The organism is Nitrosomonas ureae (assembly GCF_900206265.1).
Lineage (GTDB): Bacteria > Pseudomonadota > Gammaproteobacteria > Burkholderiales > Nitrosomonadaceae > Nitrosomonas > Nitrosomonas ureae_C.
The window spans coordinates 47,277-69,178 of record NZ_LT907782.1 but is presented as its reverse complement, the minus strand read 5'-3'; the positions used below and the strand labels follow the sequence as shown (position 1 = coordinate 69,178).

General features: G+C 44.8%; 21 protein-coding genes and 1 pseudogene. 15 read left to right on the top strand and 7 right to left on the bottom strand.

Going from position 1 to position 21,902, the window contains the following annotated elements:
- Positions 1-320: 320 nt before the first annotated feature.
- The 4 genes from CPG39_RS14835 to CPG39_RS00300 all read left to right on the top strand — a co-directional run bounded on the left by CPG39_RS14835 (position 321) and on the right by CPG39_RS00300 (position 2,959).
- Positions 321-443 (top strand): hypothetical protein, encoded by a 123-nt coding sequence (locus tag CPG39_RS14835; RefSeq protein WP_269457635.1) that lies wholly within the window; start codon positions 321-323, stop codon positions 441-443.
- Between the two features lie 405 nt (positions 444-848).
- Entirely contained in the window at positions 849-1,703 is an 855-nt protein-coding gene (locus tag CPG39_RS00310; protein WP_096291520.1) for an Hsp33 family molecular chaperone HslO, read from the top strand.
- 52 nt (positions 1,704-1,755) lie between these two features.
- Entirely contained in the window at positions 1,756-2,217 is a 462-nt protein-coding gene (gene tnpA, locus CPG39_RS00305) for an IS200/IS605 family transposase (protein ID WP_096291519.1), read from the top strand.
- 352 nt (positions 2,218-2,569) lie between these two features.
- Entirely contained in the window at positions 2,570-2,959 is a 390-nt protein-coding gene (locus CPG39_RS00300) for a response regulator transcription factor (protein ID WP_013647242.1), read from the top strand.
- Positions 2,960-3,950: 991 nt separating this feature from the next.
- On the opposite strand, the gene CPG39_RS14960 is transcribed toward CPG39_RS00300, so the two are convergent.
- Positions 3,951-4,028, bottom strand: a complete 78-nt coding sequence (locus CPG39_RS14960) for a hypothetical protein (protein ID WP_374953025.1) — start codon at positions 4,026-4,028, stop codon at positions 3,951-3,953.
- Between CPG39_RS14960 and CPG39_RS14955 the strand changes: the two genes are divergently transcribed.
- Complete coding sequence (locus tag CPG39_RS14955) at positions 4,027-4,452, top strand: sensor histidine kinase (RefSeq protein ID WP_419866153.1); 426 nt, start codon at positions 4,027-4,029, stop codon at positions 4,450-4,452. The two genes, CPG39_RS14960 and CPG39_RS14955, sit on opposite strands and share 2 nt — an antisense overlap.
- Before the next feature lie 50 nt (positions 4,453-4,502).
- Here the strand turns inward: CPG39_RS14955 and CPG39_RS00290 are convergent, their stop codons facing one another.
- The 6 genes from CPG39_RS00290 to CPG39_RS00260 form a co-directional block, all read right to left on the bottom strand.
- A complete protein-coding gene (locus CPG39_RS00290) occupies positions 4,503-6,911 on the bottom strand; it encodes a DNA internalization-related competence protein ComEC/Rec2 (RefSeq protein ID WP_231990331.1) in 2,409 nt (802 codons plus the stop codon).
- 985 nt (positions 6,912-7,896) lie between these two features.
- Positions 7,897-9,006, bottom strand: a complete 1,110-nt coding sequence (dnaJ, locus tag CPG39_RS00280; protein ID WP_096291515.1) for a molecular chaperone DnaJ — start codon at positions 9,004-9,006, stop codon at positions 7,897-7,899.
- A gap of 147 nt (positions 9,007-9,153) precedes the next feature.
- On the bottom strand, positions 9,154-11,088 hold the full coding sequence (dnaK, locus tag CPG39_RS00275; protein ID WP_096291514.1) for a molecular chaperone DnaK: 1,935 nt from the start codon (positions 11,086-11,088) through the stop codon (positions 9,154-9,156).
- 68 nt (positions 11,089-11,156) lie between these two features.
- Positions 11,157-11,750: a nucleotide exchange factor GrpE gene (gene grpE / locus CPG39_RS00270; RefSeq protein WP_013647237.1), complete on the bottom strand. Its 594-nt coding sequence runs from the start codon at positions 11,748-11,750 to the stop codon at positions 11,157-11,159.
- A 134-nt stretch (positions 11,751-11,884) separates the two neighbouring features.
- A complete protein-coding gene (purB, locus tag CPG39_RS00265) occupies positions 11,885-13,261 on the bottom strand; it encodes an adenylosuccinate lyase (RefSeq protein WP_096291513.1) in 1,377 nt (458 codons plus the stop codon).
- A gap of 424 nt (positions 13,262-13,685) precedes the next feature.
- On the bottom strand, positions 13,686-14,006 hold the full coding sequence (locus CPG39_RS00260) for a winged helix-turn-helix transcriptional regulator (protein ID WP_096291512.1): 321 nt from the start codon (positions 14,004-14,006) through the stop codon (positions 13,686-13,688).
- A 104-nt stretch (positions 14,007-14,110) separates the two neighbouring features.
- Here CPG39_RS00260 and CPG39_RS00255 point away from each other — a divergent pair, with 104 nt between their 5' ends.
- The 10 genes and pseudogenes from CPG39_RS00255 (at position 14,111) to CPG39_RS00225 (ending at position 21,851) form a co-directional block, all read left to right on the top strand.
- Positions 14,111-15,001 (top strand): pirin family protein, encoded by an 891-nt coding sequence (locus CPG39_RS00255; RefSeq protein WP_096291511.1) that lies wholly within the window; start codon positions 14,111-14,113, stop codon positions 14,999-15,001.
- Between the two features lie 80 nt (positions 15,002-15,081).
- On the top strand, positions 15,082-15,714 hold the full coding sequence (locus tag CPG39_RS00250) for an isochorismatase family protein (RefSeq protein WP_096291510.1): 633 nt from the start codon (positions 15,082-15,084) through the stop codon (positions 15,712-15,714).
- 86 nt (positions 15,715-15,800) lie between these two features.
- Entirely contained in the window at positions 15,801-16,430 is a 630-nt protein-coding gene (gene ycaC, locus CPG39_RS00245) for an isochorismate family cysteine hydrolase YcaC (protein ID WP_096291509.1), read from the top strand.
- A 56-nt stretch (positions 16,431-16,486) separates the two neighbouring features.
- Positions 16,487-16,627 (top strand): hypothetical protein, encoded by a 141-nt coding sequence (locus CPG39_RS14430; protein WP_172424058.1) that lies wholly within the window; start codon positions 16,487-16,489, stop codon positions 16,625-16,627.
- A gap of 64 nt (positions 16,628-16,691) precedes the next feature.
- Positions 16,692-18,077: an alginate export family protein gene (locus tag CPG39_RS00240; protein WP_096291508.1), complete on the top strand. Its 1,386-nt coding sequence runs from the start codon at positions 16,692-16,694 to the stop codon at positions 18,075-18,077.
- Between the two features lie 186 nt (positions 18,078-18,263).
- Positions 18,264-18,833: an NADPH-dependent FMN reductase gene (locus tag CPG39_RS00235; RefSeq protein WP_096291507.1), complete on the top strand. Its 570-nt coding sequence runs from the start codon at positions 18,264-18,266 to the stop codon at positions 18,831-18,833.
- A gap of 105 nt (positions 18,834-18,938) precedes the next feature.
- Entirely contained in the window at positions 18,939-19,091 is a 153-nt protein-coding gene (locus CPG39_RS14425; RefSeq protein ID WP_172424057.1) for a hypothetical protein, read from the top strand.
- A gap of 156 nt (positions 19,092-19,247) precedes the next feature.
- Positions 19,248-19,598 carry a SnoaL-like domain-containing protein gene (locus tag CPG39_RS00230; RefSeq protein WP_096291506.1) on the top strand — a complete coding sequence of 117 codons (351 nt, stop codon included), beginning with the start codon at positions 19,248-19,250 and terminating at the stop codon, positions 19,596-19,598.
- A gap of 23 nt (positions 19,599-19,621) precedes the next feature.
- Positions 19,622-19,842 (top strand): annotated as a pseudogene (locus tag CPG39_RS14420) (hydrolase); the annotation flags it as partial.
- Between the two features lie 29 nt (positions 19,843-19,871).
- The gene (locus CPG39_RS00225) at positions 19,872-21,851 is read left to right on the top strand and encodes an amidohydrolase (protein ID WP_172424056.1); all 1,980 of its coding nucleotides are present in this window, start codon (positions 19,872-19,874) and stop codon (positions 21,849-21,851) included.
- Positions 21,852-21,902: the final 51 nt, after the last annotated feature.

Below are 21,902 nucleotides of genomic sequence, written 5' to 3'. Positions count from 1 at the left end.
CTAACCCTTGTGGAATTCTACCTTCCGTATAGCTTTTGTCATCAATGTCGATAAAAGGAAAAACTTGATCTGATACATGCCATATCGATTTTATATGCTTTATCAATTTCTGACACAATTCGTCAACACAATGAATTGCTAACATATCACGAGAAATTTCATATAAGCAGGTCAATTTAATCCATTTCGATTGAGATCCTATTTCAGTCATAAACTTACAAATTTAAATTCTTAAACAATATTCAAGTTAGTCTTCCACTGGTCATGTGAATCATGGTAATAATATTACACCATGTCACGCCAATCGAGCTTCACAGATCTTGACTACACAGTTACAAGAAACGGCGGGCAATGAGCAGAAACAAGGGGAATTTGACGACAAAATACCACTGAAAAATGAATTGACGAGCATTCCTGTTGAAAAAGACGGGCAGCAGTACTGAAAAATCTGGGAACCGCTAGTTGTTCAGCGTTTCCTTAACAGTTATCGAATTACAAAAGAAATAATTTGAATTTCTCTCCATTTCTCTATTATCATTAACGATGATCTACCATCGCAATTTGAAATAAAACTTCTCTTATGCAGCCTTATTTCATGCAACATCAATTGAATGACTGACAACCCAGATTGAAAGAGTCGCAAAGAAATATCAAATTTCGATCCGGCATTTTTACAATACGATATTACAGAGTGATTTAGTGAAGTGATTGATCTCATCAAATCCATCTACTATTTATTCGGAGCAATCACAATTTGGTGCTAGCGCTATTGCATTCGATTAAACCTGGATGACATTGCACAATACTCGCTCGTAATATCAACCAATTATCACAATCAGAGGGTTATAATGAGCAATTATGTACAACGTTTCCTACTGGAAAATTTGGATATACGCGGCGCTGTCGTACATCTCGATTCTGTCTGGCAGGAAATGGTATCCGGGCGCAACTATCCTCAGTCTGTCACACAATTGCTGGGTGAAATGAGCGCAGTTACCTTGCTGCTGGGCGAGAACCTCAAACAAACCGGGCGCTTGATCATACAACTAACAGGTAACGGCCCTATCTCCATGCTGGTAATGGATTGTACTGATAGCCTGCATCTCCGTGGCATGGCGAAATGCGAACAAAGCATCGAAGTGCAATCAGTTCCCGATTTACTTGGGTATGGCCACTTAGTCCTTACACTCGATATGCCATCAATGCGAGAATCATATCAAAGCATCGTACCGCTTGATGGCAAAACAATTGCTGAAATTTTTGAACATTACTTCAGGCAATCCGATCAACTGCCATCGCGTTTATTTCTGGTTACAACTCACAATGCCATTTTTGGTTTATTGCTACAAAAACTGCCAAATGCCGACTTACAGGATCCCGATGGCTGGGTTCGTACCGAGGCTCTAGCGGCCACAATCCAGGATCATAATTTATTCGATCTAACTGCAGAAGAAATCTTGACACGTTTATTTTATGAAGAAACCATTCGCATTTTCGATGCTCAATCCGTTCAATACGGTTGCCAGGAAGATCCTGCTAAGATTTATTCCATGCTTCGATCACTTGGGCGCAAAGAAGTTAATTCAATTCTGAAAGAATTTGGCGAAGTCATTGTTAGCGACGATATCTGTAATCGTAAATATCGCTTAGATGCACTGGCTATTGATGCAATTTTTCGAGAAGTCGAACCGACCATTCATTAAGACTCAACACATTGCGTTCTAGATTGTAAATACCATAACACGGTTACCGGCAATGAATGATCCCGCTCTCAAAGGAAGGAATCACATCTGTCAGATATTAAATCTCTCCGGGATTTATTCCCCGCCCCTTGGGGCGAAATATCGCCGCGCCGTATTTGATGAAGCTGTGGACGGGGTGTTGCGGGATGTCTGTTTAGATCTCGAACGGCGTTACCAGTTGAAATTCATGGAGATTGGTACAGATAAGGATCATGTGCATTTTCTGGTGCAGTCGGTTCCCGCATACAGTGTCACAAAACTGGTGACACTGATCAAGAGTATCACGGCGCGGGAGGTATTTCGCTTATGTCCTCATGTGAAGAAACAGTTGTGGGGCGGGGAATTCTGGACTGATGGTTATTTCGTCAGTACAGTTGGCCGTCATGGCGATGAGGACACAATAAGAGATTACGTTAAAAAGCACGGAGATGTCTATCAGCAGTTATACGAAGACAGACAACTCGCTCTCTTCTGATACCCCGCCGCTTGCGGCGGGGTTGTTCATTGTTTGATATTCACAGACCTAAAACTTAAATAAATGTAATTTATACTCATATTTCTTAAGCATAGAATATTCCCAGAAATTTCTTCAGATCAAATTACTGGAATTGCTCAGCTCAAGAAAATTTACTCATCTCTTCCGTAGATTTATTTCTCCCAAAGATTATATTTTTCCAATATATGACCGATATTCACATTTCACACATTATTCACATATGCTACGATATGATCTATTAAACAATAACCTCAATAATTGAACGGTTTATTTTAACTGCTTCTAAGCTGCAGTTTTTACAAGAGAATATAAGCAAGGAGAATTAATTATTATGGCACTCAGAATTGCTCACGTTGATGATGATTCGGATATCCGCGAATCAATTCAACGAATACTATTTAAAAATGGATATGAAGTTGATAGTTATTTATCAATGCAGGAATTTATCGATTCACTACAAGATGAAACTAAAAGACCGGATTTGGCCATCTTGGATGTCATGGTTGAATCCATGGATGCTGGTTTGATCACTTATGCAAAAATCCACAAGCAATTTCCGCAAATTCAAACTATTTTTCTGACGTCTCTAGGTGACATGATTCGGCCATATTTTGAAGATGGCTCGCATGAGTGGGTTTGCATCATGGAAAAACCGGTTGAGCCAGTCAGTCTCATGGCAACGATTAATGAGCGCTTGAAGAAAACGGGAGAAGCTGCATAATTTTTGCAATATACACTCGTATGGCAAGCACTGAATTCTCTTGGAACAAACCCAATAGCCAAAACGTACTACTTGAAATAAAGGGAGATAAACTAAAGCTTAGTGACGATGTTTTGATTAGTAATATCCGCTGGTTCATAACCTTCCGCTGGATATTGATTGCTGCCCTGGTTTTTTTCGAAATCCTGATGCTATCGGCATCGAATACTCTGGCACAATTAGGCATTAGTGAGCAGCAAAAATGGCCAATAGCTATCATTATCATACTGATTGTAGCCAATATTGCTTACATCTTCGCATTAGATCATTGCAAATCAAGCAAATATAACTCGCCTTCGATTAATCTATGGATTCAGATCATTGTTGACCTGATCTGCTTGTCAGTCGTCGTGCATTATATTGGCAGTACCTCCACCCCCGTTTCTTTTTTCTACGTACTGCATATTGCTCTTGCCTGCATCTTTTTTTCTACCCGTGAAAGCTTATATGTAACCATATTGGTCTGCTTCATGGACTCGATCGTAATCATTATTGATAACTTTCTAATCACCCAAGCACCACTCTCGGCATTAATAAACAGTCAATTCTTGTCTGAAAGTGCACGCAAAGATGGCGCTTTGACATGGATGTTTTTCCTTGACATTCTTTTTCTTGTTGTATGGTATGTAGTTTCAAGGCTTTCTCTAATTGTTCGCGCTCATGAACGCCACCTTGTTGACGCATACCGACAAATCAACCAGGCGCAAGTAGAAAAAGACCAATATGCATTATTGATCACGCATCAACTTAAATCCCCGCTCGATGCTATACGCAGCAAAATAAATTTAATCAAAGAAGGTTATTTGGGCGAAACAACACCTGAGGTAAGTACGGCATTAGAGCAAATGGATCTTCGGGCAAAAAATATGTCCAGCCTAATACTTGATCTTCTCAGATTGGAGCGATTGAAAGACACTTGCCTTGACACTGCAGTTTTCGAACCTATTGAAATTCAATCTACCCTGCAAAAATGTATCGAGAAATTAACCCCGGTTGCCAGTTCTAAAAATGTCACGCTCAATTTATCCATTGAAAATTTTATTTGCAAAGTAATTCCTGATCAATTAGAAATACTTATAGAAAATATTATTACTAACGCGATTACCTATTCGCATGAAAATACTAGCGTTGAAATTTCATCTCGAGTCGATCGAAATAATTTGCATGCTTGCATTACCATCACTGACCATGGCATTGGTATCGAAGATAAAGATTTGCCCAACATTTTTAACGAATATTTTTATTCTCCTAGAGCAGCACTCCATAACAAAGCAACGAGCGGCATTGGTTTGTCCATCGTCAAGATCGCGGCAGAAAATAATCAACTGAGAATAAAGGTTGTCAGTGAGCCAAGTGCAGGAACTACATTTACTGTGATTTTTAGCACCATCGAGTTACCTCTAGCAACTGGAAGTTTTACGCCAATAAACTCCATTAATACCCATTCATCTTGATTAAATTACCTCGAGATAAAATAGCAATGCTTCGAACTCATCATTGCATTTTAATTCAATTCAGAGTTATTGTGCCAATAGCGCTGATTTAGTTTTCTCCAACTGTTAACCACCCAATCATTATTTTCAAACTTAATTAAGATAGCACCATCTTTGTCGCTACGCATCAACTGACTACCTGAATTATGATAACGTGAAGTTACAATTTCGCGCGGATGATTATAGCGATTGAGATAGCCAACTGGAAAAATTGTCAAAGAAGGGCTTACTTTCTGCACAAAAGTATCGGTTGATGAAGTGTGGCTGCCATGATGCGGCGCAATCAATACTGTCGCACGCAGCTTGTCGCCGTCTCGAGCTAGCAATGCCTGCTCATCTCTCCTCTCAATATCAGCCGGTAATAATACGCTGCCATGAGCTGATGTGATCTTTAATACACAACTTTTTGCATTTGTAGTACTACGTTTTGAATTCAAGTAATCTTGCTTCAAGGGATGTAGCAATTCAAAATGCACATCGTCCCATTGCCAGAATTGTCCCTTATGGCACTGATTCTTTGAGATTACCATCTGCGTTATGGGATGCTTATCGTCCAGCGATGACCACAGCTGCCTAACCGGGATCTCATTTAATACTGATCGTGCACCACCACTATGATCCGAATCTGCATGCGATACGATCATGCCATCAAGCTTTACAATTCCTTCTCCGCGTAAAAAAGGCACGATAATACGATTACCACTGTCGATCTCACCGAACTCAGGGCCCGTATCAAATAGTAATGCATGATGCTCGGTACGAGCCACAACCGCAAGTCCTTGACCCACATCAAGCACAGTCAGCCACAGTTCCCCGGTTTTTGGTTGAGGCGGTTTAACCAGAAACACAGGTAATACTGCAATTACACCCAACCAACGCGCGGGAAAACCAGAAAAAAACCCTACTCCTAGGCTTCCCGGCAACAACATCCACACAACCCCTATAACCGCTACACTTATTGCCCACATTGGTGGAGAATGCTGCTGCCACACCGTATGCGATAAATTGCTCAATGACTGCAGAATTACCATAATGACGCTTAATACGTCATGGATGAACGGTAACATAAAATCGAATACAGGTATGGTAGCTAACAATGTTAACGGAACCACTATAAGGCTTATCAGAGGAATGGCAATTGCATTAGCGACCGGTGATATTAAGGATACCTGCTGAAATAATGCCAACAATAAAGGAATTAAGCCCAACGTAATAGCCCATTGAATCCGCAACCAACTACTAAGCCAATGTATTTTTCCGATCCGACCGGCAGTTAATAGCATTATGACGGCAATTGCACCAAAGGATAACCAGAATCCAGGAGCTAAAATTGCCCAAGGATCTAACAATATCACCCCAAAAAGCGCCCATGCCAACACCGTGGTTACACTTGTCTGACGTCCTATCCATAACACAATCGCCACTACCACCAGCATATAAAATGCCCGCTGCGCCGGAATTGCAAAACCAGAAAGTACAGCATAGCCTAAGGCTACAATCAATCCAGCCATCGCAGCAATACGCCGCGCCGGCAGACGTAATGTGAGATAAGTATTCCAACGCCATAACCAATATACTACTACGAATGCCAAACTAGAAATCATCGTGATATGCAAACCGGAAATCGCCATCAGGTGATTGGTTCCAGTACGTGTAAATACTCGCCATTGATCACGAGGAATTGCATTCTGATCACCCGTTGCCAATGTCTGCAATATTCCCACATAAGCTTGATTGGCTAGGCTCGCAGCAAAACGATGTTGAATCCCCTCACGAATATGCGCTATCCAATATGCAGGATGTTGCACCATAGGGTGCAGACGTTGATTATCCGATGATACACGAACATATCCAATGGCCCGGATATTACGTTCCAACGCCCATCTTTCAAAATCGGAACCATGCGGATTCTGATTGCCATGCGGTCGTTTCAAATGCACCGTCAACCGCCAACGTTCACCTACCCTGACTACAGGCAATACTACTTGAGTAGCTCCCGATTGTCGCACTTTATACCAAGATAATGCAATCCGCTTGGGCACAATCGCACCCTCAGTATTCACATGCTCAACATCAAACTGAAAACGCACTCTTCTATCACTTTTTTGCGGTACAGTGGCTATCACACCAACTATTTGGATAGCCTTACGCTCCCAGACATGAGGTAGGGAATCGTCCAAACGCCAATGCGCTAAAATTGCCGCCCAGCAAAATCCAAATATAAGAAAGAAAATACCCAACAAGATTCTGCTTATTACAAGATGATTTGCTAATTGAGAAAAACCCAATATTCCAGCTGTAACTGCGACTGACAACAACAGCCCAATCCATTCTATTTCCAGCAATGCCGGTTGATGCTGTAGCCAGCCAACACCCAAAACAAACACCAGGATATTTAATCTTACACACGTATTCTTCAAATTTATTTATATCTGCAATCGCACTATTCATTTACTTTAATGCACAATTTTGTAGATAGATCCTAATCGGATATTTTTAATATTTATCTCATTAAATCATGTCAAATAAAGCACCCCGCCGCAAGCAGCGGGGTATTAACTGCGCTCTACAATCTGCTGGTTTTCAACCAGCTTTCGCCCCAAGGGGGCGGGGAATTAAACCCGCAGAGATTAAATTAAAAATGGGTTATCATGATATGGTAGCAGTATCTCCTTTTACTGTAATACAAGACCCTCTAGTATTCGAAAATTAATTCTGGCGGTGGATAATCTATAAAACAAAATAACAATAAGCGTTAAAGAATCACATAAACGCCATATAAATCTTCATGCTTACAGATTCATAAGTTATCTGACTATCGACAAAATAAGCATATCCTTTTCCATTAATTTGGCTGATGTCACTTTATTTGGAAGAAATATGAATTTATTAGCGGAAATTTACCCACAAATTGCTTTACAGATTTTAAATATTTGAGGTGAATTCAGAGGAAAAAGATTGTAGAACTACTGCACCACCAATAACTGATATTGTTTAATAAACGGGATCAATGAATCGTATCTACAATGCGTTGGTCAACGCGGAACTGGTTACCGATGCAACTATCCGAAAATCCTAAATAGGTCAGTAAAAGGAAAACGCAGGATAAGTGGCAAAACAACACATCATAATCAGGGCACAATTATTCCCGTCGATTATCCAATCAATCCCAGAAAAGACGCAATATCGCTATTACGCTGATTCATACGGACATCGGGAAAAATTTGACTTCTCCGAATACCCCGCAAGGAATCCCGTTTACAGGTAACAAAAATCCAGTGAAGAGTTCTAGGTTGATTCTAATCTACATAACAATTCATACAAAATCATCTGCAACTATTACGACGCTATGATCAGTTTAGCCAAATACCTGCCGCAGCACCTTAATAACTAGATAGCTCCGTCCTATTCAGAGAAAAATTCTCGCGCTTTATCCATCCATGATTTAGCGCGAGGACTGTGACGAGGACCGTCTTTGAGACTGATAGACTCCAATTCTTCCAACAATTCTTTTTGCCGTGCGGTCAACTTAACCGGGGTTTCCACAACGACATGACAAAGTAAATCACCTTTATCATGACTACGCACTCCTTTAATCCCTTTACCACGCAAACGAAAAATCTTACCCGTTTGAGTTTCTTCTGGCACCTTAATCTTGGCGTGCCCATCAAGTGTAGGCACTTCTATTTCTCCTCCCAGTGCAGCTACGGTAAAACTAATAGGAATTTCACAATGCAGATTATCGCCATCACGCCGGAAAACCGAATGCGCCGACAAATGAACCACGACATAGAGATCACCCGGCGGACCACCGTTAATGCCAACCTCACCCTCTCCAGAAATGCGAATGCGATCACCATCGTCAACACCTTCCGGAATTTTTACATTGAGTGTTTTCTGTTGTTTTATGCGTCCATTTCCATGGCACGATGTGCAAGGATTCACTATTACCTTCCCACTTCCATGGCATTTGGGGCAAGTTTGTTGAATCGAGAAGAAACCCTGTTGCATTCTTACCTGTCCATGGCCGTTACAAGTAGGACAAGTTTTGGGCGAACTACCCGGCTTGGAGCCGCTGCCATGACAAGTCTCACAATTTTCCATGGTAGGGATACGAATTTTTGTTTCGGTTCCATGAGCAGCTTGCTCCAGAGTGATCTCCAGGTTATAGCGCAAATCGGAGCCACGATGCATATTTGATCGAGAGCTACGGCCACCAAAAATATCCCCGAAAATATCGCTGAATGCATCACTGAAACCTTGCGCACCACCTCCACCTGCTGCATTTGCATCGACGCCCGCATGGCCGAATTGATCATAAGCTGCGCGTTTATTAGAATCAGTCAATACTTCATAAGCTTCTTTAGCTTCTTTAAACATCTCTTCCGACTTAACATCGCCAGCATTCCGATCTGGATGGTATTTCATTGCCAGCTTACGATAAGCTTTCTTTATTGTATTCTCGTCAGCCTCACGACTGACACCGAGAACATGATAGTAATCGCGCTTACTCATATTGATTTTCCGCTACCGTGATTAATTTATGGAGTTTAGGTTTATACGATGTTTCTTATCCCGCATCAAATATTAAAGCGCAGAATGCGCAGAAGAGATTCAATATCCTCTTCATGCGCTTCTGCGCTCCTTATGCTTCGAAGAAAACTATTTTTTGTTCTTCACTTCCTCAAATTCTGCATCAACCACTTCGCCTTCGACTGGTTTCTCACTGTGGCCAGACGTCGAGTCGGATCCAGATTGCGCTTGCGGTTCCTGCGACTCTTTTTGTTGATACATCTTCTCAGCCAACTTATGCGCCGCCTCGGTCAAAGCCTGCGTTTTTGCATCAATCTCGTCTTTATTATCAGCTTTGAGCACATCTTCAGCATCTTTCAATGCAGCCTCAATTTTAGCTTTCTCCTCACTACTTAACTGGTCACCATGTTCCTTCAAGGATTTCTTAACGGAGTGGATCATCGCATCACACTGATTACGGCTTGAAATCAACTCTAAAGCTTTGTGATCTTCTTCAGCGTGCGCCTCCGCATCTTTCACCATCCGTTCAATCTCATCATCCGACAAACCTGAGCTAGCCTGAATCTTGATTTTATTCTCTTTACCGGTTGCCTTATCTTTAGCCGATACATGTAAAATACCATTAGCATCAATGTCAAACGTCACTTCGATCTGCGGCATACCCCGTGGTGAAGGTGGAATATCACTCAAATTAAATTGCCCCAGGCTTTTATTGCCGGAAGCCATCTCACGCTCACCCTGTAGCACATGAATCGTTACCGCGGTTTGATTGTCTTCCGCAGTAGAGAATACCTGTTGCGCTTTGGTTGGAATCGTAGTGTTTTTCTGAATCAGCTTGGTCATTACACCACCCAGCGTTTCGATACCCAGCGACAAAGGCGTCACATCGAGCAACAGCACATCCTTCACGTCGCCTTTCAACACTCCACCTTGAATAGCCGCACCAACAGCTACTGCTTCATCAGGATTTACATCCTTACGTGGTTCTTTACCGAATATCTCCTTAACTTTATCTTGAACTTTCGGCATGCGAGTCTGCCCACCGACCAAAATCACATCATCAATATCCGAAGCAGTCAGGCCGGCGTCTTTAATTGCCGTGCGGCAAGGCCCGACAGTGCGCTCTATCAAGTCTTCCACCAGACTTTCCAGCTTGGCACGCGTTATCTTGACAGCCAGATGTTTCGGTCCGGATGCATCCGCAGTGATGTAAGGCAAATTGACTTCAGTTTGCTGACTGGATGACAATTCGATTTTGGTTTTTTCTGCGGCATCTTTTAAACGTTGCAATGCCAGCATATCTTTTTTCAAATCAATACCACTTTCTTTCTTGAACTCATCCACCAGGTATTCAATCACACGTGAATCAAAATCTTCGCCCCCAAGAAATGTATCACCATTGGTTGCCAACACTTCAAACTGATGCTCGCCCTCGACTTCAGCAATCTCAATGATAGAAATATCAAAAGTACCCCCGCCTAAGTCGTACACTGCAATCTTCCGGTCGCCTTCTTTCTTATCCAACCCGAATGCCAACGCAGCAGCAGTTGGCTCATTAATAATTCTCTTCACCTCCAAGCCGGCAATTCTCCCCGCGTCTTTTGTGGCTTGACGTTGCGAATCATTAAAATAAGCGGGCACTGTGATCACCGCTTCGGTCACCGCCTCACCCAGATAATCCTCGGCGGTTTTTTTCATTTTCATTAGCACTTGCGCAGATACCTCGGGAGGTGCAATTTTCTTACCACGCACTTCCACCCATGCATCATTGTTATCCGCTTTGACAATGCTATACGGCACCATCTTGATATCCCGTTGAACCATTTCTTCATCAAAACGACGCCCAATAAGCCGTTTCACAGCAAACAAAGTATTTTTGGGATTGGTAATCGCCTGACGTTTGGCTGAAGCACCCACAAGCACTTCATTATCTTCAGTGTAAGCAACGATAGAAGGCGTTGTCCGTGTGCCCTCCGAGTTCTCAATAACTTTTGGCTTGCCATTCTCCATCACAGCAACACAGGAGTTGGTAGTACCTAAATCGATACCGATAATTTTTGCCATATTTAGATCCTTTTAAGAGATTATTCTGTTTATCTATTAGTTTTGAAATGGAGATACTTGATAAAAATTCAAGAACCTTGAGCTTTCGAAACCGACACAAGTGCAGGACGAATAATGCGTTCATGCAGCTTATAGCCTTTCTGCATGACCTGAACAATCGTATTGGGAGTCAACTCCGATTCGACTATACACATTGCCTGATGCTGATGAGGATCAAATTTCTCTCCGGCTGGATCAATCACCTTTATGTTGAATTTATCAAACACACTCATCAACTGCTTCTGGGTCAACTCAACTCCATTCTTAAAACTCTCTACACTGGCATTTTCAACTGCCAATGCAGCCTCCAAACTATCCATTACGGTTAGTAATTCAGTAGAAAAATTCTCGATGGCGTATTTATGTGCATTTGCAATATCATTTTGGGAGCGCTTGCGGATATTTTCAGTTTCAGCTTTTGCGCGCATCCAAGCATCCTGATGTTCGGCTGCTTTGTTCTCGGCTGCTTTCAACAAATCCTCGAGACTGGGTTGTGAGCTTTTAATTTCACCTGTTTGAATGGTTGCATCGCTGGTTATACCAGGAACATTAACTTCTTCTTTAATATCAGCCATATCAGGTTGATTGTTTTCCGGGTTGTTTGTATTTTCTGGGCTTTGCATCATACCTCCTATGAGTGTGCAGGCGATATTGGGATTGCTAGATAAAATTTCAAGCCATAAACGGAATTTTTTACGTTGTAAGAAAATTTATTCTAATTAATCAATTAGCTTGCTTCATATTTTTGGGATTTGGATTAATTATTTATTCTTAAGGCGAGTCTATTGGCCATACCGATATAGTCCTGTGGAGTCAATGCCAACAGGCGAACCTTCTCGGGCTCCGGAATATTCAAAGTGCCGATAAACTGATGCAGCGTCTCTGGTGTAATTCCGTTCTTGCCTCGGGTTAAAGCTTTCAACTGTTCATAAGGATTAGCTACGCCATAGCGCCGCATCACCGTTTGAATCGGCTCCGCCAAAACTTCCCAAGCATGGCTCAGATCAACTCTTATTGCAGAAGTATTAACTTCCAGTTTATTTAATCCTTTGATACATGAATCATAAGCTAACAAGGTGTGCCCTAACGCCACACCCATATTGCGAAGCACTGTGGAATCAGTTAAATCTCTTTGCCAGCGCGATATCGGCAACTTTTCGCTCAAATGACGCAATAACGCATTAGCAATACCTAAATTACCCTCCGAGTTTTCAAAATCAATCGGATTGACTTTATGCGGCATCGTTGAAGATCCGATTTCATCCGCATGGGTTTTTTGTTTGAAATAACCCAGTGAAATATATCCCCAGATATCGCGATTCAAATCCAGCAAAACCGTATTAATTCTTGCATACGCATCAAATAATTCCGCCATGGTGTCATGGGGTTCAATTTGAGTCGTATACGGATTAAATTCCAGCCCCAGCTTTTCAACAAACGACTGCGCAAATTTCTCCCAATCCAAATTCGGATAGGCACACAAGTGCGCATTATAATTACCTACCGCACCGTTAATCTTTCCCAGAATAGCTACAGATTCCAGTTGTTTTCTTCCGCGCTGCAGGCGATAAACGGTATTGGCAAGTTCTTTACCCAATGTTGTCGGCGTAGCGGGTTGTCCGTGAGTACGAGCCAACATTGGAATACCAGCAAACTGATGCGCCAGCTCGATTAATCGGTTAATAACCTTATCCAAAGCTGGCAACATCACTTGCTGTAAACTGGTACTAAGCATTAGTCCATGCGATAGGTTATTAATGTCCTCGGAAGTACAAGCAAAATGAATGAATTCACTCACTTTGGTCACTTCGGCATTGTTTTCCAACTTCTGTTTTAACCAATACTCGACAGCTTTTACATCATGATTGGTCGTCGCCTCAATGGCTTTAATCGCCTCGCCATCTTCAAGCGAGAAGTTTTCCACCAAATTGTCCAACTGCACATGAGTTTGAGCGGAAAAATTCGGCACTTCGATGATTCCGGGTTGTTCGCTTAACGCCTTAAGCCATGCAATCTCAACCTGCACACGAAAACGAATCAAAGCAAATTCGCTGAAATAAGATCGTAAAGCTTCAACTTTTGTATGGTAGCGCCCATCCAGTGGGGATAGCGCAGTAATAACAGGAAAATTCATAATGTTTTCAATTCTTTTGAAGTTTGGATTTTAGCATGTTCATTTTGAATTGAAGATGATATTCAAGCAACTCCCCAGGATTTCACTGGTAATTCCGTATGAATTCATGAGTGTAGCAATTTGTCACAGCAACAATTTGCCGCATTGCTATTTCTTCGATTCAAAATCAAATAAGAATTTGATGTTGCCATCCTTGTCGCAAGACAAGTTCGAAAAGCCCACGGGTCTCCGCAAATGAGACGGCTGAGTTGCCTCTCTTGAATGATGAGGAGTCACTGAATCGAAAAGTAAGAAATCACTCGACTTCAGATCATTGTTCATTAGCCAAAGCTGGGATCCACCGATCATTTCATTCATTGGTCGTATAGCCAACGGTGCAATGTAACCTGTTATTGGAAATCCCGGAATAAAACATTAGTTTCTTTTATTCGGCTACAGCGCTATATTTCCTTCCCCACTCATCCATCAACAGCAGAATGGGTTTAAGGGAATGCCCCAGCGGCGATAACGAATATTCGACGCGTGGAGGAATTTCATTAAAGTCACTTCTGACAATGAGTTGATGCACCTCCATTTCACGTAATTGCCGGCTTAAAGTACGGTGGGTAATCCCTGTTAAGCTCCTTTCTAGCTCGTTAAATCGCATCGTTCTATTTAACAAATGGTGAATAATCAGAACCTTCCAACGCCCCCCAATTATTTTTAATGTAATTTCAACAGGACAACACACTTCTTTGATTGGCATTTTGAATCTTCCTTTTTTGACAGTATCTTTTTTGTGCGTACTTGTAATTTAACCCAGCTAGATTAACCTAATGCACATATAAAAAATTTTAGGAGGTAACAATTATGCTCCAAGAACCTGAAGTATCTGTCAAAAGGCTATTCCACATTCAGAAAAATGTAAATCAGCATTGGGTCGGTGATGGCTTTCCGGTACGCACGCTGTTTTCTTATTCAGTGCTGGAATCCGCAACCAGTCCTTTTTTGCTGTTTGATTACGCAGGGCCGATGGAATTTTCACCGACCGAACAACGTCGTGGTGTCGGTGAACATCCGCACCGCGGTTTTGAAACCGTCACCATTGTGTATAGCGGTGAAGTGGAACATCGTGATAGCTCAGGCGGCGGCGGTAAAATTGGCCCTGGTGATGTACAGTGGATGACAGCGGCTTCCGGTCTGGTTCACGAAGAATTTCACGGCCGGGATTTTGCACGGCATGGTGGTATGCTTGAGATGGTGCAATTGTGGGTAAACCTGCCAGCCAAAGATAAGATGTCGCCGCCCCATTATCAAAGTATTTTGGACAGTCAGATTCCTGCTGTCAGTCTGCCAAATGGTCAAGGAAGCGTGCGCGTCATTGCCGGTGAATTCGATGGAACGGCAGGACCCGCGCACACATTTACGCCAATTAACGTCTGGGATCTGCGTTTGACCGGTGAACAACTCATCGACCTTGCCATACCTGATGGTTACAACACACTATTGGCGGTACTCAAGGGATCGGTACGCGTCAATGGATATGAAACCATTGGTACCGCGGAAGTCGGTCTGTTTGAACGGGTAGGCAATCATATCCGTATCGAAAGTGCACCCGACACAACAGCACTGCTGCTGTGCGGTGAACCGATCGATGAACCCATCTCAGGCAGTGGCCCATTTGTCATGAATACGGCGGAAGAAATACGCCAAGCCAAAATTGATTTTCAAAATGGCAAAATGGGAAAAATATCACACTGATAACATCAGCAGCTGATTACAAAGCAGTTTTGCTGTTAAATCGTGATCTATTTATCGCAACAAAATCACAGGAAAACACTATGAGCCATATTAATCCCGACGAGGCCCTGATGCTGCTTATCGATCATCAGAGCGGCCTATTTCAACTGGTGAAAGATATTCCGGTATCGGATTTGCGTCGCAACGCCATTGCGCTTGCCAAAGTCGCTACCATACTGAAGATGCCAGTAATCACCTCGGCATCTGTTCCAGATGGCCCGAATGGACCGCTGATTCCGGAAATACACCAAGCTGCTCCGCATGCGCAATATGTAGGACGCCGTGGGGAAATTAATGTTTGGGATAGCCCGGATTTTGTCGAAGCTGTCGAAGCCACTGGCCGCAAGACATTAATTCTTGCCGGAACGCTGACCAGCGTGTGCATGGCCTTTCCTTCCATCAGTGCCGTCGCAGCCGGTTATAAAGTATATGCCGTGGTAGATGCATCAGGCAATTGGAGTAAAATGGCCACGGAATTGACCGTTGCTCGTATTGTGCAAGCAGGTGTAATTCCTATCGACACACTTGCGGTGCTTTCGGAACTGCAAGTGACTTGGAACCGGCCGGAGGCGAAGGAATTTGCCGATCTCTACGCTGATTATCCGATGCTGCATTACCGATTGCTGATCGAAAGCTATGACAAGGCACAAGCAGTACAGAAAGCAAAGAATTAAGTTTGAATCTGCCATAGCAGTCCAGTGACTGATGGACTGTCAAAAAGTCGCATACTTTATTACCGATAACTTCAAGGAGCAAAGAAATGGATAAAACTTTTAAATACAACCGGCTTTCCAAGGATGATGCTGCTTTACTACTGGTAGACCACCAGGCCGGTCTGATCTCGCTGGTGCAGGATTTCTCCCCGAATGAATTCAAGAATAACGTGTTGGCCTTAACGGCTTGCGGTAAGTATTTCAAGCTGCCAACCATCCTGACCACCAGTTTCGAGGAAGGTCCGAATGGACCATTGGTTCCGGAAATCAAGGAAATATTCCCCGATGCGCCTTACATCGCACGCCCCGGCAACATCAATGCCTGGGACAATGAGGATTTCGTTAACGCGATCAAAAAAACTGGCCGCAAGCAGTTGATCATCGCCGGTGTGGTCACCGAAGTTTGCGTTGCCTTCCCGGCATTGTCCGCCATCGAGGAAGGCTATGAAGTATTCGTAGTTACTGATGCTTCCGGTACTTTCAACGAAGTAACCCGCCACTCTGCTTGGTTGCGTATGCAGGCAGCAGGCGTGCAGATGATGAGCTGGTTCGGTGTCGCCTGCGAATTACACCGTGACTGGCGTAACGACGTCGAAGGCTTGGGCGCTTTGTTCTCCAGCTACCTGCCGAACTACCGCAATCTGATGACGAGTTATTTCGCCATCACTAAGAAGTAAGCGCAGTGGTGGAGATAGTCGTCAACGGCGTACATTCTAAATTCGAGGAGCCAATCATGAACAACAAACAGGCGGATACATTGTTAACTCCCGACAATCACGCCTTGCTGTTGATCGACTATCAACACCTTCAACTGCTGGCCGTACGTTCCCGCCCGAACGAAGCAGTGGTCAACAACGCCACATTCTTCGAATAAAAAGCTGGAAGAAGGCAAGTAGAGTGAGCATTTTCACCGATTTACCTGCTCGGCAAACCGATGGATGGCTATCCGCAAAAGGCATATCTTTATGTACCAGCAGACGGCAAAAACTTGCAAGGTTAGCCTGGCTGCCGCTGTAATGCTTATCGCGTCATTGCCAACGGCCGCATCCGAGTATCTGCCGCTACGATTCGAAGAAAATTGGGGCGCAGATTGCAACAAAATTGCGCCCAAATGCTGGCGAATTGGTAAGGCTGTCACGCTAACATTCGGTGCTGACGCACGCGTGCGCAGCGACAATTACCGTCCTCTTAATTTTGGTATTGGCAGCGACACTGGCGGTGACAGCTTAACGTTATTTCGAAGCATGGCGCACGGTGATCTGCGCGTCGGCAAACACGCCCAGATGTTCGTACAGTTCGGGGCATATGACGAAGCCGGGCGCCGCGGCGGACCAATCAGCGTCGATCAAAGCAACCCTGACTTGCAACAAGGCTTCCTGGCCTGGAACGGCGATAAGTTTTCTCTTCGTGTCGGCCGGCAGGAAATGACGCTTGGCACCTCGCGTCTGATTGCAGTGCGAGAGGGCCCCAATATTCGCCTCGCTTTCGACGGCGCACGCGCCGGCTGGCGGCGGGGATCATATCGCATCGACGCCTTCGCCTTCCGTCCGGTTTTCAACCGACCGAGAACCTTCGATGACTCAGTCAATAAGTCGCAAGCCCTGTACGGCTTGTATGCCACACTTACCCCGGAAAGTATTGCTCCCCTCAAGATCGATCTCTACTGGCTTGGCTACGAACGAGATCAAGCACTGTTTGCAGCGGCGCAGGGGCAGGAACACAGGCATTCTTTCGGCACACGGCTTTTTGGTTCTGCTAAGGGCTGGGACTGGAACACGGAGGCTATATTCCAAGCCGGCCGTGTCGGCAATCAGACCATTCGTGCCTGGACAATTTCCTCCGATACCGGATTTACTTTCACCACACTGCCTTGGTCACCACGGCTCGGCCTGAAAGCGGATATTGCCAGCGGCGATAAAACTCCTGGCGACGGACGGCTCGGTACCTTTAACGCACTCTACCCCAACCCCACCTATTTCAGCGAAGCAGCACTATTGGCACCGGGCAATACTATGGATATGCAACCGACTGTGACAATCAAGCCTGTTCCTACATTAACATTCGTTCTGGGCTGGAATTTCCTATGGAAACATCACAAGGAAGATGCGGTTTACACACCACCCGCGCCATTGGTCGTGATACCTGAGACCATCGGAACCGACCGGTATATCGGCGATCAAATCAAGCTGGAAGGCAGTTATCGTCTCCATCCACAGTGGGAAATTCGTGCCGCCGCAATCCATTTCAACGCAGGGGAAGCTTTGACACAGGTTGGTGGCAGGAACGTAAATTTCCTCATGACAAGCTTGGCATTTCGCTGGTGAATGGTCAGCTTATCACCATGCTACCAAATGTATACCCGATTATGAATACAATCTATGCAGTCTATTATAGAAGCTCAGAGGCTATACACAAAAATGAATCGGCTGCACTCAGCACATTTTTACACTATGCAGCGCTACTGCAAATAGCCTATTTCTAGGTTTCTCTCAACACAACGGGAAGACATTATGATAAAAATCATCGGAATTACAGGAAGTTTGCGTAGCGCTTCGTTCAATACTGCGCTGTTACGTGCAGCCTCAGAATTGATGCCGAGCGGAGCTGCGCTGGAGATAGCGACACTTAAGGGTATCCCGCTTTATGATGCTGATGTCGAAGCCAGCGAAGGCATTCCTCAGGCAGTGATTGTTTTGCAAAAGCAGATTGCTGCTGCCGATGGATTATTGTTAGCTACCCCTGAATACAACAGTTCCATGCCAGGCGTATTCAAAAATGCGATCGATTGGTTATCGCGGCCACCGAGCGACATTGCGCGAATTTTCGGGAATCGTCCGGTTGCGGTGATAGGTGCCTCGCCCGGAGGGTTCGGCACAGTCCTATCCCAAAATGCCTGGCTACCCGTGTTGCGGACACTAGGCACACGTCCGTGGTACGGTGGACGGCTACTGGTATCACGGGCGCATCACGTCTTCAACGAATCCGGTGAAATGATAGATGAAGCAGCGCGTACGCAGCTTCAGAATTTTCTTGCCGGGTTTGTCGAATTTGTCCAAGCCGGCAGCAAGCTACGGAGCTAAAACGATTAGTTGCCTCCTAAAATATAATTTGCATAAATATCAGATTCGGAATATGCAATGGATGAGGAATTTTCTATAAATGAAAAAGTTAGTCTCTGATCTCGGGTGTTTCATAAAGCCGAAGCACCTTTATCCGGAGCGGTCGACACGGAACCTTACTCGCGTGACGCCAGTGAAGCGCTGGCACGACTAAAGGATGGAAATCGGCGTTTCATGGATGATAGGCCGCTCTTCCGGAAAGACAACGGATACTTGTAGAAAAACGCGCGATCTTGGTGGAAGGCGTTTATGAGCTGGCAACAGGAGGCGTTCGTTTCATAAATTAAATCAGTCTGCTATTTTTTTCGATCGGGCAATCAGGAAGCAAAATCTGTTAAGCCAATTCAATTCAATTCAATTCAAAGAGGGCGAAAAATGACTTTGGAAGAAAAACTCGACGATTTAAATCACATGATACTCAAAGGCGAAATATTGGAATCGATGGATAAGTATTATCATCCCGATTGTATCGTTATCGAAAAGAATGATGTGGTAGCACAAGGACTGAAACAAGCCAAAGATCGGGAATCCGAGCTATTCGAGGGCGTCGAAGCATGGCTCAAATCAGAGATTGTATCGACTGCTATTGGTGAAAACGTAACGATGACCGAGTGGCATTACGAGTATCAACACAAAGATCTTGGGCACAAGAAATTTGATCAGGTAGCAGTTCAGCACTGGAAGGATGGAAAAATCATCAGTGATCGATTCTACGCGCTGTATTAAGCAATAAAATTTCATCATCTATAATAGTCACTGATGCTTCCGGCACTTTTAATGAAGTAACCCGCGATGCAGCCTGGATGCGCATGCAGGCAGCGGGGTGCAGCTGATGAGCTGGTTTGGCGTAGCCTGCGAATTGCATCGCGACTGGCGCAACGATATCGAAGGCCTAGGCACCTTATTCTCTAATCATTTGCCTAATTATCGCAATTTGATGACAAGCTATTTTACTATTACCAAAAAGTAAATCAGCAAGTTCGCGATGAATGATGCATCATGAGTGAAAATAAGATAAATGTGCGCCGCCTTGTGCTGCAAGCGGTCGGAGCCACGTTACTGCTTTCTAAAACTGGTGTATTTGCAGATCTCTCAAAAGGATCCTCAATGAATAACATTTCAGCGCAACTGATACTGCGTAACGGTCAATTGACCACGCTTGATCGTCAAAATCCGCAAGCGACAGCCGTCGCCATTGCCGATGGTCATTTCATCGCCGTAGGAAGCGACTACGAGGTAATGCGTCATGCCAATAGCGCTACGCAAATAATTGATCTTAATCGCCGCCGCGTCATTCCGGGATTAATCGATTCGCACTTACATCTTATCCGCGGTGGACTCAACTACAATCTGGAGTTGCGTTGGGACGGCATCCCTTCGCTGGCAGACGCCATGCGCCGCTTGAAGGAGCAAGTGGCGCGCACACCTGCGCCGCAATGGGTACGCGTTGTGGGCGGTTTTACTGAAATGCAGTTCGCCGAGAGGCGCATGCCAACTTTGGATGAGATCAACGCCGTAGCGCCGGATACTCCGGTTTTCATTTTGCATCTCTACGACCGTGCTTTGCTAAACCGCGCGGCATTGCGCGCCTGCGGCTATGATCGTGATACGCCTAATCCGCCGGGTGGCCTGATTGCCAAGGATGCCAACGGGGAACCGACCGGTCTGCTGCTGGCGGAACCCAATGCATTGATCCTGTATTCAGCCCTCGCCAGAGGCCCTAAGCTGCCGTATGACTATCAAATCAACTCCACACGACATTTCATGCGGGAAATGAATCGCCTGGGAGTAACCAGCGTAATTGATGCCGGTGGCGGCTATCAGAATTATCCCGATGACTACAAAATTATCGAGGACCTGCACCAAGCTGGCGAACTGACGCTACGAATTGCATACAATTTATTTACACAGAAACCTGGAGAAGAAATTGCGGATTTCACCAAATGGACCAAAATGCTGAAACCTGGCGACGGCGATGGTTATTACCGCCACAACGGTGCGGGCGAGATGCTGGTATTTTCTGCTGCGGATTTCGAGGACTTCCGCATGCCACGCCCGGATATGGCAGCAAGCATGGAAAATGACTTGGAGGCTGTGGTGCGTATCCTCGCCAGTAATCGCTGGCCGTTCCGGCTGCATGCCACATACAATGAAACCATTTCACGTGCACTGGATGTATTCGAGAAGGTAAATCGGGATATTCCCTTCGATGGCATTCACTGGTTCTTTGATCATGCCGAAACCGTAACCGATATTAATCTCGAGCGCATCGCAAGACTTGGTGGCGGCATCGCCATTCAGCACCGCATGGCCTATCAAGGTGAGTTTTTTGTTCAACGCTATGGCAGCAAAGCTGCAGAGCGCACACCGCCTTATCAGCGCATGCTGGCGATGGGCGTGAAAGTTGGCGCAGGCACTGATGCCACCCGTGTAGCCAGCTACGACCCGTGGAATGCGCTGTACTGGCTTACGACGGGTAAAACGCTGGGCGGCCTTCCGCTGTATCCGGCGGCCAATCTGGTTGATCGCGAAACGGCATTGCGTCTCTATACGCACGCAAATACCTGGTTCTCCAACGAAGAAGGTATCAAAGGCCAGATCAAAGCCGGTCAATACGCCGATCTCGCCGTACTATCCGCGGATTATTTCAGCATTCCGGAAGACGAAATCAGGCAGCTTGTCTCAGTACTCACAATAGTTGGCGGACGAATTGTTTATGGAGACGAGGAATTCAACGCGCTTTCTCCGCCTATGCCGCCAGCCATGCCGGATTGGTCACCGGTAAATCATTTCGGCGGTTATTTTAAACCGGCAGCAAGCGCCGCAGCTTCACACCCATTTGCTCAAACAACCTGTGGCTGCGGAAGCGGTTGTGCCGTGCATGGCCATGCGCATGGTCGTGCATATCAGGCTGCTGTCAGCGCCGATGATCAGCGTGGATTCTGGGGTGCACTCGGCTGTTCATGCTGGGCGGTATGATGTTCACTTCGGCAGTATCAATGTTCGTAGCTGAATATCTATCGCAATCCT